A 15,010-nucleotide genomic window follows, 5' to 3' on the forward strand; every position below is an offset into this window, starting at 1 on the left:
CCAGCCTCCAAACTACCTGTCCTAATTATAATGTAAACAAATTTTTGATTGTATCAAACAATTCATAAATATATGGAACAATCCAAAATAAAACTAAAATTAGTCCTGCCAGGCTAGTCAAAAAAGCATGCTCTTCTCTACCGCTATGTTTTAGTACCTGGCTCAAAACTGTTACCAATATTCCCACGGCAGCGATTTTAAAAATAATATTTACTGTCATAAGTCCTCCTCAAGTTAAATCATTAAAACAGCAACAAATGTTCCTGCTAATATACCAAGACTTTGGTATAGTTTTATACTGCCCCTTAAACTATCATCCAGTCTCTTAATTTCCATTTCTAACTGCTCTAAATATAGATTTAATGTTCCCACTTGCATCTGCGTATCCAAATAACCTAACTGACTTCCAAGATTTCGAAACCCTTCCAAATCTTCTTTTGACAAATATGTATCAAAAAAATCTGACTCCATCCTTTTCTCCCAAGTCTCTTTCAAACCTCTACCTTGTTTGATTTCTAACTCTTTTGAAACATTTTCTAAAAAAGCATTCAATGGGTTCTCAATTTTTCTGGAAATTTGATATAAAGCTTCTGGTAATGGGGTATGAACATAATTTATTTCTCCCCGCAGCATGATAACAAATCGTTGCAGGCATTTTAATTGTTCCAGTCTTTGAATTAAATCCCGGCCTTTTAAAAATCCTATGCCGCTTGTACTACAAATAATGCATAACATTCCAATTATTTTTAACATATAAGAACTCCTTGCTGATTATAAATACCTTCAATCTCTCCAACTTTATATTTTGCACTTAACACAATAAAACGCTCAAACATTTTATTTTCTATTAATTTCTGGAATATATTTTTTCTTTTTATGTCTTCTAACGAATTACCATGAACCGTTGCAATAATTTTACATCCACTATAGCATGCGGTTTCTATGGCCTTAATATCTTCTAGCGAACCAATCTCATCCACAGCGATCACTTTCGGTGACATAGAACGTATCAACATAAACATTCCTTCCGCTTTTGGACAATTATCTAAGACATCTGTACGTATCCCTACATCATTTTGCGGTATACCCATATAAGAACCGGCAATTTCTGAACGTTCATCAACGACTCCTACTGTTTTTGCTTCTCCTATTTTATTACCAGTTGAGATTTGTCTGATCAAATCTCTTAGAAGTGTTGTTTTTCCACAACCGGGCGGTGAAATAACCATCGTATGAAGTACGTTTCCACCTTCATAAAGATATGGAAGTACTCCATCTGCACAGCCCTTAACTTCATGAGTAAAACGTATGTTTAAAAAAGAGATATAATGAATCGTTTTTATCTGCCCACTTTCAACCGTCACTTTTCCAGCAAGTCCTACTCTATGTCCTCCGGAAATCGTAATAAATCCTTGGCGTATTTCGTCTTCAAAAGCATATCTGGAATAACTGCTTATATGTTCTAACGTCTCATACAATTCTCTTTTTTCAATTCTATAAGCTTGATTTAATTCCTTGGTTAATATTCCATCTTTTCCAAGATAATTCTCTTGCCCATTTAAAATAAAAATAATGGGTTGATTTATTCTCATACGTATCTCTTGCAATTCATCAAATGGAATTTCAATTTTGTTTAACAAGGTATGAATATGTTCTGAAAATATGCCTAAAAATTCATTTCTCTTGTCCATTTCCTCACCTCTTAACTAAATATATGTTGACTTGTCACTAATCATACGCAAAATATAGTTTTTATTTTTTTTATGAAAAGGTTGAATTCTATTTGAAATATGATAAAATAATAAGGTTGTGTTAGATATTGTTTTAAGGAAGGAACGTTAAAATGAAAATGAAAAGAGAAGAAGTCCGTAATATCGCTATTATTGCTCATGTTGATCATGGTAAGACAACTTTAGTAGATGAGCTTCTTAAACAAAGCGGAGTATTCCGTGCCAACCAGGAAGTACAAGAACGTGTTATGGATTCTAATGATATTGAACGTGAACGTGGTATTACGATTTTATCGAAAAATACTGCTGTTTATTATAATAATGTAAAAATAAATATTATTGATACTCCCGGTCATGCTGACTTTGGCGGAGAAGTAGAGCGCGTACTTAAAATGGTAAATGGAGTTGTACTTGTTGTTGATGCTTTTGAAGGTCCAATGCCGCAAACAAAATTTGTCCTAAAAAAAGCTCTGGAACTTGAACTCCCGGTTATTGTATGCATTAACAAAATTGACCGGCCCGAAGCCAGACCGGATGAAGTAATTGATGAAGTATTGGAATTATTTATGGATTTAGATGCAAATGATGAGCAGCTTGACTGTCCATTCGTTTATGCATCAGCAAAAGCAGGACATGCTATCTTAGATTTAAGCCATGATCCTGAAAATATGATTCCATTATTTGAAACTATCATTGATTATATTCCTGCACCAGAAGGAGATCCTGATTTAGATACACAAGTTTTAATCAGTACAATTGATTACAATGAATATGTAGGCAGGATTGGAATCGGTAAAGTAGACAATGGTATTTTAAAAATCAATCAGGATGCAGTCGTTATTAATGCTCACGAACCAGATAAAATGAAACGCGTGAAAATAAGTAAATTATATGAATTTGATGGTTTAGAAAGAGTTGAAGTAAAAGAAGCTGCGATTGGTTCTATCGTTGCTATTTCCGGGATTGCTGATATTCATATAGGTGATACTATCTGCTCTCCTGATAACCCAGTCGCTATCCCATTTCAAAAAATTTCAGAACCGACTCTTTCCATGAATTTTATTGTAAATGATAGTCCATTAGCCGGCAGAGAAGGAAAATTTGTAACTTCCAGACATTTACATGATCGTCTTTTTAAAGAACTTAATACCGATGTCAGTTTACGAGTTGAAGAAACCGAAAATGCAGACAGCATCAAAGTATCAGGACGTGGAGAACTTCATTTATCAGTATTAATAGAAAATATGAGACGTGAAGGCTATGAATTTTCAGTAAGTAAAGCAGAAGTTCTATACAAAACAGATGAAAATGGAAAGAAACTGGAACCTATGGAAATAGCATATATTGATGTTCCTGAAGAATTCTCTGGTACAGTGATTGATAAATTAAGCCAACGTAAAGGTGAATTACGTGCCATGAGTACTTCAAGCGGAGGTTCGACCCGATTAGAATTTTCTATTCCATCAAGAGGTCTTATTGGTTATCGAGGCGAATTTTTAACTGATACAAAAGGAAATGGCATTATTAATACTACTTTTGATGGTTACGGCCCTTTCAAAGGAGAAATTCAATATAGAAAGCAGGGTTCTTTAATTGCCTTTGAATCAGGAGAAGCTGTTACTTATGGATTATTCAGTGCGCAAGAACGTGGTACTCTCTTTATCAAACCGGGTGATAAAGTATATGCCGGCATGGTAATTGGTCAAAATGGTAAAACTGAAGACATCGAACTAAATGTTTGTAAGAAAAAGCATTTAACTAATACACGATCTTCAGGCGCCGATGATGCTCTTACTTTAACTCCTCCAAAAATACTAAGTCTTGAACAAGCATTAGAATTTATTGATACCGATGAACTTTTAGAAGTTACTCCTGAAAGTCTTCGTATTCGAAAAAAAATATTAGATCCTACTATGCGTAAAAGATCTTCAAAAAATTAATAAAAAAACAAAAATCTTCTGGAAATTTTATCTATTTTCAGAAGATTTTTTCCATCAATCCCGTATTTTTAGGAGGATTTATTAAATTTCCAAAATTAACACTAGAAAAAGGATTCAAAAAGTGACATAATATAATTAAATTCTACAAAACATAATAAGGTTTTGATAGATACTTAATATTTTTACAAATTAGGAGGGCAACCATGCAAACTTTAAATCGGAAAAAAATTGTGAACAGATTTTTGTTATTACTAGTTATTTTTCTCTGTATGACAAAAACTGTTCAGGCTTCTACTACTTTATCAAATCCTCAAACTGTAGAGGAAGCATCTACTCAATCATTTAAAGTCTCATTTCATACCAGAGGCGGCACCAGTATATCAAGTAAACAAGTCAAAACAAACAGCAAACTATCAAAACCCAAAAATCCTATTCGACTAAATTATAAATTTGAAGGCTGGTATCATGGGAATAAAAAATTTAATTTTAAACAAAAAGTAACCAGCAATATCATTTTGACCGCCCGCTGGTCAAAGGTGAAAGTTAATAGAACATCTATTAAACGTCTTAAAAATATATCCAAAGCCAAGGTTACTGTTAGTTATAAAAAAGTATCCAAAGCAAAAGGATATCAAATTGATATTGCAACTAGCAGAAATTTCCGCAGCCACAGAATTACTTATAACACAACCAGAACGTCAAGAACTATACGTAATCTAATAAAAGGTAAAACATATTATGTTAGAGTACGTGCTTACAAAATCGATTCAGCCAATCGTAAAATTTATGGAAGATATAGTTCTAAAAAGAAAATCAAAATAGCAAAAGGATTAAAATTAGTTACTGCTTCTGCTACTTCTGCTAAAATCACAAGTTGTAAGTTAAGATCCAAAAAAACGGTTACAGTAAAAGCAAAAGCTAATGGTATCATTAGAAGTGTCGGGGACTATTATTATTTATTTGCATTACCATCTTACAAAAGTTCCTTAAGTAAATCAGCAAAACCTTTAGATTCCACTAGAAAAGGTAGTTCATTTTCGTTTTCATTTCCTTTAAACAAAGATACTTCTAAAAGTGTATTGCAAAAAAAATTCGTTATCGCTGTAAAAAGCTCTTCTAAATCGTATCGAATAGTTAGTTCCGGTAAATATATAACGAATCCGGAAAAATCAGCAAAATATACTTATGCTTTTACAAAAACCCGTTCAAAAAAAGGCCTTCAGGTAAATATTAATTATATGAAAGACGCTGCAGATCTTGGTATCAAACATACGGCTGTCAATCTCCCTATTAATACAGTTATTGCAGCATCTTATGAACAAAATGATACGTTTGGCATTCCATATCAGTATAACGGAAAAACATATTGGTTCAGTAAACTTGTTCTGCATAATTATGATTCAGCTTTCAAAGCTTTTCAAGATAAAAATGTTGTAGTTTCTGCTATATTACTACTTGATTGGAATAGTGATCTATCTTATTTAATTGACCCAAGTGCCAGACAAATGGGACATAATTATTATGGTCTTAATACAAGAAGCAAAAAATCCAGAGCGCATTTAGAAGCTACCTTTTCATTTTTAGCTGAAAGATACTCCGGCGCAAATGGCTATGGTAAAGTTGTAAACTGGATTCTGGGAAATGAAGTAAATAATTATAATGTTTGGAATTATGCCGGATCTACCTCATTAACAAAGAATGCACAAAGATATGCCGATTCCTTCCGTTTAGTTTCTAGCGCGATTCGAAGTGTCAACAAAAATGCACGTATTTATATTTCCTTAGACCATTTATGGAATACCAGAGTTCCTGGTTCTTTTACTTCTAAAAGTTTTCTAGATGCTTTTGCAAGAGCTTTAAAACAACAGGGGAATATTAAGTTTAATATCGCTTATCATCCTTATCCATCACCATTGATTGCTCCAGAATTTTGGAAGAACATTTGTAATGACCTGACCAAAAGTTCTTACTCTCCTGTTATTAATATGGGAAATATCAATGTTTTGACCAATTATGTTCGACGTAATTTTGGAAGTTCTACCAGAATTATTTTATCAGAACAAGGGTTTACCTCTGTTAAATCTGGAATACACGTAGAAAAAACACAAGCTGCGGCGATAGCTTACGCTTATTATTTAACTGAATTTAACCCTATGATTGATTCTTTTATCCTGCATCGTCATATAGATCATAAAGTAGAAATGGATCAAGGCCTTTATCTAGGTCTATGGAAAAATAAACCAAATACAATGGAAGATCCCGGTCAAAAGAAATATGCCTGGAAAGTATTCAAATATATGGATACCCGCTATTCTAATAAATATAGTAAATTTGCATTAAACATCATTGGTGCAAGAAGCTGGTATTCTATTATACCAAATTTTCGACCTTCTAGATTTAGATACATGTATTAAAGTAAAAAAAGATATCCTTAGATTATTTTGAAATAGTCTAAGGATATTTTTATTTCTACTTTTTCATTTTTGGATCAAATATGAGAGATGCTATATAAGCAAATATCAAAGCTGCGCTGATTCCAATTGCACTGGCAGTGAATCCTCCCATAAAAATACCAATAAATCCATCTGAATGAATTGATTCTTTTACTCCTTTCCATAAAATATTACCAAATCCCAATAAAGGTACACTTGCACCTGCACCTGCGAATTTCAAAAATGGTTCATATAGAGACAAAGCTCCTAACACAACACCTGTACAAACCAATAATACCATTATTCTACCTGGCATAAGTTTTGTCTTTTCCATTAAAATCTGTACTAAAGCACAAATAAGTCCTCCGACCCAAAATGCATTAATATAGTCCATAAATTCACCTCTTTCAATTCATTACAACTCATTGCCTTTAGTATTCCATTACTTACTATTCAATATACTTTTTACTTAACATTTTCTTTGTATTTTTAAATTAATAATGTTATAATACTATTCGGACTAAAGGGAGGAGATGATATTATGATAATTTGGGGATTTGGTAAAGTCACCCGTGCTTTTAAAGGAGGACTTTTTTCCAGACGTTGCAATTTCTGTAATTTAGATCAAATTTGGCAGCTTTGTGTAATGCGAACCTGGTTTACATTATTCTTTATACCGCTGATTCCTTATAAAACTACTTATTGCATTACTTGTCCTAATTGCAAAAGTTACATAAAAATTACAAAGGAAGAATATTTGAAAATAAAAGACTCCATTTCAAATGGTTCTATTTCAAATCTAGCAGAATCACCAAAAGATGTTGAAGATCAAATTAAATATGCCGGGAAGAATGAAACTCAAATCAATTTTCTTAAAGAAATGGAAAAGCAAAAAAAGAATTAAAAAAACACATCTGCAATTATTATGATATTGCAGGTGTGTTTTTCTGTTAAAATTTAAAAACTGTCCGTCTATTACTATTCCTGAGGCACATCCTTTATACTAAAACTAATTCTTCCCATTTTATCTTTTCCAAGACAAACAACAGTAATTTTGTCTCCTAACGTCAATACATCCTCAACTCTCTTTATTCTTTCCTTAGAAATTTTAGATATATGAACCATTCCTTCTTTTCCCGGTGCAAATTCCAAGAAAGCACCGAATTCTTTGATAGAAGTAACTATACCCTTAAAAATTTGTCCTTCTTCAAAATCTGTGGTTATTATTTTAATCATTTCCATAGCTTTATTCATTGATTCTTTTTCTACTCCACAAATAGAAACTAAGCCATCATCTGTAATATCGATCTTTACTCCAGTCTGTTCAATAATTGCATTAATTGTCTTACCACGCTGTCCTACAACATCACCAATCTTTTGAGGATCGATTTGAATCTGAATAATTTTTGGAGCATAAGTACCAACTTCTTTCCTTGCTTCTGAAATAACAGGATTCATTACCTGATTCAAAATAAAGGTTCTTGCTTCTTTTGTCTTTCTAATTGCTTCTTCCACAATCGGTCTTGTTAAACCATGAATTTTGATGTCCATCTGTATTGCTGTGATTCCATCATGAGTTCCGGCTACCTTAAAGTCCATATCACCAAAGAAATCTTCAAGACCTTGAATATCTGTCAGCACAATATAATCCTCATCATTTTCGCCTGTCACAAGTCCTGTAGAAATACCAGCTACAGCCTTTTTAATTGGTACACCAGCCGCCATTAAAGACAAAGAAGATGCACAAATACTTGCTTGTGATGTTGATCCATTTGATTCAAATGTTTCAGAAACTGTACGAATCGCATATGGAAACTCTCCCGGAGTAGGAAGTACCGGTATTAATGCTCTTTCCGCTAACGCACCATGTCCGATTTCGCGACGTCCGGGACCTCTTGAAGGTCTTGTTTCTCCAACAGAATAAGATGGGAAATTATAATGATGCATATATCTTTTTGAAGTTTCATCTATATCTAATCCATCAATTCTCTGCGCTTCTGATAACGGTGCTAATGTTGTAACCGTACAAATCTGTGTCTGACCACGTGTAAACATACCTGAACCATGAACTCTTGGTAAAAGATCAATCTCTGCTGATAATTTTCTCATTTCGTCTACTGCTCTTCCATCAGGTCGTTTTTGATCTTTTAGAATCATCTTGCGAACAGTTTTCTTTTCATATTGATATACTGCTTCATCAATTAATTCTAACCATTCTTCATTTTCTTCAAATGCTTCTTTTAATTTTTCTTTTATTTCACGTATATTGGATTCTCTAACTTGTTTTTCATCTGTAAATACAGCTGCTTCCATCTCTTGTGGAGGAACCATCTCTTTAATAGCTGTAAACAATTCTTCCGGAACTGCACAACTTGTATAATCATGTTTCTCTTTTCCACATTCAGCTACAATTTTTTCAATAAATTCGATTACTTGTTGATTAATCTCATGAGCGGCATAAATTGCTTCAATCATTTTATCTTCAGGAATCTCGTTCGCACCTGCTTCAATCATAATCACTTTATCTTTCGTCGATGCCACAGTTAATTGTAAATCAGATCCATTCTTTTGTTCTGCATTGGGATTAAACACAAATTCACCATTTACTAATCCTACTTGAGTCGTTGCTGTCGGACCATTAAAAGGAATATCCGAAATAGCTGTCGCGATTGCAGAACCTAACATTGCAGTTAATTCCGGACTACAATCAGGATCAACTGACATAACAAGATTGTTCAAGGTAACATCATTTCGATAATCTTTCGGAAATAATGGACGCATTGGTCTATCTATAACACGTGAAGTAAGAACAGCATTTTCAGATGCTTTCCCCTCTCTTTTGTTAAAACCGCCTGGTATCTTTCCTACCGCGTATAATTTTTCTTCATATTCTACACTTAAAGGGAAAAAATCAATCCCCTCTCTTGGCTTATCAGACGCAGTTGCCGTAGATAAAACAACTGTCTCACCATAGTGCATAAATACTGCACCATTTGCTTGTGCTGCAACTCTTCCAACTTCTACAGTAAGAGTTCTTCCAGCTAATTCCATTGAAAAACTTTTGTACATAATAATCTCCTTTTCATTTTCTAATATAATGATTTACATTATTCTTATTTTCATGATAGGATTTTCCGAAACTACTGAAAAACACATTTCATAAATGTACTTTTCAGCGGTCTCGGGCCTTTTTCCTATCACTTCTAAATCTCTTGCAAAAATAGGGCGGAAAGCTCCGCCCTATGATCACTTTCTTGCATTTACTACTTTCTGATTCCTAAACGTTCAATTAATGAACGATATCTTTCAATATCAGTCTTCTTTAAATAAGCAAGTAATCCTCTTCTTTGACCTACCATTTTAAGAAGACCTCTTCTTGAATGGTGATCTTTTTGATGCTCTTTTAAATGCTCTGTTAACTCTTGAATTCTTGATGTTAAGATAGCAATTTGTACTTCCGGTGAACCTGTATCACCTTCTGTTCTTGCATATTCTGCAATGATTGATTGTTTCTTTTCTTTCGATATCATTTCGTTACCTCCTTCGCCATAATGGCATTTTCATATACAGCCTATACTAAGAATAGGTCGGAGTTTCCAAATTCTGAATATTGGCTATTAATCATACTTTTGTATTTTAGCATACAAATTATCAAATGTAAAGATTAAGATGCTGATTATCCATTACTATCATAATACTCTATAAAAATATTTTTATTCACAAAAAAGATATGCTTTTCTTGCAACAGACGCTAAATTAACAAAACTGTATGTAGCAAGAAAAAGCATATCTAATAATTTCCTATATATGGTTCATATTAATCTAACACTCTTGTCACACAAATTGGTGTTCTATAAAATGCATTGGAAATTTTAATTCCTGTTTTTGCTGAACTTGCATGAACTACTTGTCCATTCCCAATATACATAGCTACATGATTGATTCCTCCATCACCATAGAAGAACAAATCTCCCGGTAAAGCGTCCTCAGCTGCAACTTTTGTACCACATCCGGACTGTGCACTCGATGAATGTGGCAAATATACACCATATTTAGCCATAACACTCATTGTAAAACCGGAGCAATCAGCTCCATTGGTTAAGCTTGTACCACCCCAAACATAAGGGTTGCCAATAAACTGACACGCATATTGTACGATATCTACTCTGACATCTGATACACCTTCTCCATATTTTAACTCTGACATTGTAGTAGCTGTTTTTAATTTATGTGATAATACTACATACTCTTTACTGATATAACCAGAGTCATCTTCATCTATCTCTACATGAAGCCAGTCTCCTAAATCTTCTTTCACTTCTAACTCTTCTTCGATCGGTACCATAGTCACAATACCTACATTTTTATTTGGTTCTTCTCTAACATACAAAGTTTCGGTATTAACAATTGCTACTGTTGTCATAACTTCTTCAGCTATTTTATTGGCTTTTTCGCCGGTCACCAGATATTCTGACTTTACAAATCCCGTTACTTTTCCGGATTTAATTTTGGACCAGTCTCCCTGCGTTTCGATAATATTACAACCTGCATTGTTTTGCAATACTCCAACTAATTTTGCATCTTCACTGGCAGATTCTCTTATATTTAAATGGTTCTCTACACTTGCCACACCTAAATTCTCAATTCCATCTATGACAGAAGTTGCTTTTTTTTCTTCTTTCTTCTCAACTGTTTCTTTTTTCTTAGCTGCTTTTTTAACAACCTGTGAGTTATCAGCATCTGCTTGAATGTTATTACCTAATACCTGCGCAGCACCCACCGATGTTCCTATCGTAGCAGCATGTACATTTATTCCTGTCCCAACTACCAATACACAGCTTGCAGCCATAACTCCTATTACTGTTTTTTTATTTAATATCATTTCGAACCTCCTATAATACCCGCAAATTTTATTTATATAATGTAAGATAATATTTTGTCGAATTTTATACTTTTGGGTTATAATCAGTTCTTATTATAACATAATATTTAAATGTGTCAATCTGTTTTGTAACATTTCTGTAATATATGTAAAACTTTTATGCATTTATTACATTATTGCCATCCAACTACACCAAAATCATATATATTTTCTTTTGTTATTAAAACTGTTGGAATAAATATTCTTTTTTCAATCTTGTCTCCCTCTAAATAAGCATAAGCAATTTCCGCTGATGTCATCCCCATCTCAATTGGAAACTGTGCAACGGTACCTGTCATCTTTCCTTCTTCTACCAGAAACTTAGCTTCCGGTGAACCATCTACCCCATAAATCAAGGTATCCTCTGCTCTTCCTACATCTTCTAATGCTGTCAATGCACCCAAAGCTGTTATGTCATTACTTCCCATTACAACGTCTATATCTTCGAATTCTTTTAAAAGTCTCTCCATTACATTTTTAGATACTTCAAACAAATTTCCACCCGACTCACGGGCAATCACTTCGTATTGAGGTTTCCCTGCAATTGTATCCAAAAATCCCTGTACTCTGTCTATGGAAGATTTTGTAGGTGGAAAGTCTAATATTACAATTTTAGCCGCTTTTCTTCTTTCCATCATATTATTTGCAATTTTTACTCCTATTTGGTAATTATCGCTTGCTATAATAGCGACTACTAAATTACTGTTAAAGACCTCTGAATCAATATTAAAGACTGGCATATTAGCTTCCTTGCATGCTACTAATGCAGGTTCAACTTTTATCCAATCTACCGGAGTCAAAAATATTGCTTTTACATCCTTGTTTATCAAATCTAAAATTTGTTTATTCTGCTTTTCTTGATCCAGAATAGGATCCAGAGTAATCAGCCTATCCTTATGTTCCTCAATAATGGTATTTATTCCCATATTAAGTACCACAAAATACGGATTATATAAACTCATAAAGGTAGCTCCAAATAAACTTCCATTTTCCATTGACTTACAATAATTAGGGCTTTTTAACATATGACTGTCCTCCCATACTTTCATCTTATAAATTAGGATATTTCATGACTTTTATTGCCATGAAATAATATCATAATCATTAATATTCTCTTGATCTATTAAATATATCGGCGTGTAGATTATCTTAGGAACGGGATTCCCCTCCAGATATACATAACCCATTTCTGCCGCAGTCATACCCATTTCAAGCGGAGATTGTGCAACCGTGGCTGTCATTAGCCCTTCTTTTATCTTTAATTTTGCCCTTGGTGTTCCATCCACTCCAAAGACTAAAGTCCCTTCAATTCTATCTGCCTCCTGTAATGCCTCTATTGCCCCCAGTGCAGAAGAATCATTGGTTCCGTAAACAACATTAAAATCCGGTTGCTCCTCTATTGCTTCCTCCATTAATATTTTTGATTGAAATCCAGCCCCTTCTTCTGATTTCTCTATGACGATTTCATATTGAGGCTTATTCTGAATGGTGTCTTTAAACCCTTGTATTCTGTCAATGGTAGCCTTCGCAGCAGGATAATCTATAATTACTATTTTCGCTTCCTCCACCCTCTCCATCATAGCATTCGCAACCATTATTCCTATTTTATAATTATCAGACATTACAATCGTCGTTACAAGTTCTTCATCAAAAACAGGAGAATCTAAATTAAATACCGGAATTCCTGCTTCATTTGCAGCCAAAAGAGCCGGTTTTACCGTTATCCAATTTACCGGATTCAAGAAAATTATAGAAACCTTCAATTTTATAAATGCTAAAATTTGTTCATTTTGCTTTTCTTGATCTAATTGAGGATCTAATGTGACCAGTTTGTCACCATGTGATTGAATTATTTCATTTAATCCCATATTCATTGTTAAAAAGTAGGAAGGATCCAGAATCATATAAGTCGCACCAAATATGAGGGGAGTATTTTCAGTTTGATAATAATTTATTGACTGCAGAACATTCATTTTAAATTTCCTTTATCTTTATTAATCTAATATATTCTAAACATTAAAATTTCATCTTTAAAATTTTATTTTATTCTAATAATACTGTTTGTCCACTATTATCATGCTAATAGAAACGAGTGTAGTTTACTGCCATGATAGGAGATCATAATCGTTAATATTCTCTTTATTTATAATATATACTGGAATTGTAACATACTTTGGAACGTGATCTCCCTGCAAATAAACATAGCCTAATTCTGCGGCAGTCATACCAATCTCAATTGGAGATTGTGCAACGGTAGCTGTCAAAAGACCTTCCTTTACCATTTGTTTCCCTTCTGGGGAGCCATCTACTCCGTATACCAAAGTATCTTGAATTTTGTTTGCTTCCTGTAAAGCTTCTACGATGCCTTTTGCAGTTACATCATTTATTCCAAAAACAACATTAAAATCAATGTTATCATCAATTACCTCTTTCATTAAATTCTTTGCTGTCAGATCCGGACCTTCTCCTGTTTTCTGAACTACAATTTCATATTGAGGCTTATTCAGAATCGTATCCTTAAATCCTTGTATTCTATCAATGGTAGACTTCGCAGGCGGATAATCTATTATTACAATTTTTGCCTCATCTAATCTTTGCATCATATCTTGGGCAATTAATACTCCGACCTTATAATTATCAGACGCAATAATAGTCGTCACAAGTTCTTCATTATAAACAGGTGCATCTACATTAAATACAGGTATCCCTGCTTCATTAGCTGCTTCAAGTGCTTGTTTTACACCTTTCCAATCAACTGGTGCCAAAAAAATAATATCAACGTTCTGATTAATCAAATCTATAATTTGCTGATTTTGTTTTTCTTGGTCTAAGTTTGGATCTAAAACAATTAACTTATCTCCATTCTCATCAATAATAGTCAATAATCCTATATTATTTAATGTTACAAAAAATGGATTGTCTAAAAGCATTAAAGTTGATCCAAATAACTCTGAATTATTTATAGTTTGAAATAACATAGATTTCTGCCGGTAAATCATAGTTCAGATCCCTTCTCATTATTATCTAATATATTCCACTTATTATAATATCTTCTTCAAAATCATTTTTTCTTTACTTGTCCAATTTATTTTCTTTTAATTCCAAGATATTAAGCCATAATCATAAACATTTTGCTGATCAATTAAATATACTGGAATGAAAATTCTATCGCTTATTGGTTTTCCTTCTAAATATACATAAGCCATTTCAGCTGAATACATACCGAGTTCATTTGGAGATTGCGCTACAGATGCTGTCATTTTACCCTGTGCAATTAATCGTTTCGCTTCCGGAGAGCCATCCACTCCATAAATTAAAATTCCACTGTTTATACCCGCTTCGTCAAGTGCGTCCATTGCTCCAAATGCAGATAAATCATTTACAGCCATCACTACATTGAATTCTATACCACTATCTATTACACTTTCCATAGCTTTCTTGGAATTAAGATATTGTGTATCACCAGGTAATATTTCTACAACTTCATATTGAGGCTTATCCTTAATGATATCCATAAAACCATTCACTCTATTGGTTGTAGATACCGATTCTGGAAAATCTATTATGACAATTTTTGCACTATTTAAGCGCTGTATGAGATCTAAGCCTATCAAAGTTCCAATTTTATAATTATCGGAGGATATGATACTTAATACTAATTCTTTATCATAAACAGGGGTATCAATATTTATGACCGGTATGCCCGCTTCTCTGCTTGCTTCTAAAGCAGGCTTTACTGTTTCTGAATCAACAGGAATTATAAAGATGAAATCTACTTTTTCATCAATAAATTTTTGAACCTGGGCATTCTGTAATTCTTGATCATAATTTGCAATTAATGTAATTAAGATATCCCCATTTTCCTCCACTATTGTATTAAGCCCATTATTTAAAACTACGAAAAATGTATTTGCAATTGTTGGCATAGCAACACCAAATACTTTTCTTCTAGCACGTTCAATTTGATTCTGTTTAAACCTCATAAGC

14 protein-coding genes are annotated in these 15,010 nt (G+C 33.3%); 3 read left to right on the plus strand and 11 right to left on the minus strand.

Going from position 1 to position 15,010, the window contains the following annotated elements:
• Nucleotides 1–25: 25 nt before the first annotated feature.
• The 3 genes from spoIIIAC to spoIIIAA are packed head-to-tail and all read right to left on the minus strand — an operon-like array spanning nucleotide 26 to nucleotide 1,691.
• Nucleotides 26–220, minus strand: a complete 195-nt coding sequence (spoIIIAC, locus tag DWV06_RS05100; RefSeq protein WP_115481097.1) for a stage III sporulation protein AC — start codon at nucleotides 218–220, stop codon at nucleotides 26–28.
• 14 nt (nucleotides 221–234) lie between these two features.
• On the minus strand, nucleotides 235–753 hold the full coding sequence (locus DWV06_RS05105) for a stage III sporulation protein AB (RefSeq protein WP_115481098.1): 519 nt from the start codon (nucleotides 751–753) through the stop codon (nucleotides 235–237).
• Nucleotides 747–1,691 carry a stage III sporulation protein AA gene (spoIIIAA, locus tag DWV06_RS05110; RefSeq protein ID WP_115481099.1) on the minus strand — a complete coding sequence of 315 codons (945 nt, stop codon included), beginning with the start codon at nucleotides 1,689–1,691 and terminating at the stop codon, nucleotides 747–749. The genes DWV06_RS05105 and spoIIIAA overlap by 7 nt, the downstream gene beginning before the upstream one ends.
• Before the next feature lie 152 nt (nucleotides 1,692–1,843).
• Between spoIIIAA and typA the strand changes: the two genes are divergently transcribed.
• Complete coding sequence (gene typA, locus DWV06_RS05115; RefSeq protein ID WP_115481100.1) at nucleotides 1,844–3,670, plus strand: translational GTPase TypA; 1,827 nt, start codon at nucleotides 1,844–1,846, stop codon at nucleotides 3,668–3,670.
• Between the two features lie 203 nt (nucleotides 3,671–3,873).
• Nucleotides 3,874–6,084: a DUF5722 domain-containing protein gene (locus DWV06_RS05120; protein WP_115481101.1), complete on the plus strand. Its 2,211-nt coding sequence runs from the start codon at nucleotides 3,874–3,876 to the stop codon at nucleotides 6,082–6,084.
• A 55-nt stretch (nucleotides 6,085–6,139) separates the two neighbouring features.
• On the opposite strand, the gene spoVAE is transcribed toward DWV06_RS05120, so the two are convergent.
• Nucleotides 6,140–6,496: a stage V sporulation protein AE gene (gene spoVAE / locus DWV06_RS05125; RefSeq protein ID WP_115481102.1), complete on the minus strand. Its 357-nt coding sequence runs from the start codon at nucleotides 6,494–6,496 to the stop codon at nucleotides 6,140–6,142.
• Between the two features lie 147 nt (nucleotides 6,497–6,643).
• Here spoVAE and DWV06_RS05130 point away from each other — a divergent pair, with 147 nt between their 5' ends.
• Nucleotides 6,644–7,006, plus strand: a complete 363-nt coding sequence (locus tag DWV06_RS05130) for a zinc-ribbon domain-containing protein (RefSeq protein WP_115481103.1) — start codon at nucleotides 6,644–6,646, stop codon at nucleotides 7,004–7,006.
• A 74-nt stretch (nucleotides 7,007–7,080) separates the two neighbouring features.
• Here the strand turns inward: DWV06_RS05130 and DWV06_RS05135 are convergent, their stop codons facing one another.
• The 7 genes from DWV06_RS05135 to DWV06_RS05165 form a co-directional block, all read right to left on the minus strand.
• The gene (locus tag DWV06_RS05135; protein ID WP_115481104.1) at nucleotides 7,081–9,171 is read right to left on the minus strand and encodes a polyribonucleotide nucleotidyltransferase; all 2,091 of its coding nucleotides are present in this window, start codon (nucleotides 9,169–9,171) and stop codon (nucleotides 7,081–7,083) included.
• Nucleotides 9,172–9,365: 194 nt separating this feature from the next.
• On the minus strand, nucleotides 9,366–9,632 hold the full coding sequence (rpsO, locus tag DWV06_RS05140; protein WP_115481105.1) for a 30S ribosomal protein S15: 267 nt from the start codon (nucleotides 9,630–9,632) through the stop codon (nucleotides 9,366–9,368).
• Between the two features lie 287 nt (nucleotides 9,633–9,919).
• Nucleotides 9,920–10,984: a C40 family peptidase gene (locus DWV06_RS05145; protein ID WP_193725996.1), complete on the minus strand. Its 1,065-nt coding sequence runs from the start codon at nucleotides 10,982–10,984 to the stop codon at nucleotides 9,920–9,922.
• 173 nt (nucleotides 10,985–11,157) lie between these two features.
• On the minus strand, nucleotides 11,158–12,048 hold the full coding sequence (locus DWV06_RS05150; protein WP_162300582.1) for a sugar ABC transporter substrate-binding protein: 891 nt from the start codon (nucleotides 12,046–12,048) through the stop codon (nucleotides 11,158–11,160).
• Between the two features lie 51 nt (nucleotides 12,049–12,099).
• Nucleotides 12,100–12,996, minus strand: coding sequence for a substrate-binding domain-containing protein (locus DWV06_RS05155; protein ID WP_115481107.1), 897 nt, complete (start codon nucleotides 12,994–12,996; stop codon nucleotides 12,100–12,102).
• A gap of 126 nt (nucleotides 12,997–13,122) precedes the next feature.
• Nucleotides 13,123–14,022, minus strand: a complete 900-nt coding sequence (locus DWV06_RS05160; protein ID WP_115481108.1) for a sugar ABC transporter substrate-binding protein — start codon at nucleotides 14,020–14,022, stop codon at nucleotides 13,123–13,125.
• 96 nt (nucleotides 14,023–14,118) lie between these two features.
• The gene (locus DWV06_RS05165; protein WP_162300583.1) at nucleotides 14,119–15,006 is read right to left on the minus strand and encodes a sugar ABC transporter substrate-binding protein; all 888 of its coding nucleotides are present in this window, start codon (nucleotides 15,004–15,006) and stop codon (nucleotides 14,119–14,121) included.
• Nucleotides 15,007–15,010 lie beyond the last annotated feature (4 nt).

Origin of the sequence: Anaerosacchariphilus polymeriproducens (assembly GCF_003363435.1) — a bacterium.
GTDB classification, from domain to species: Bacteria; Bacillota; Clostridia; order Lachnospirales; family Lachnospiraceae; genus Anaerosacchariphilus; species Anaerosacchariphilus polymeriproducens.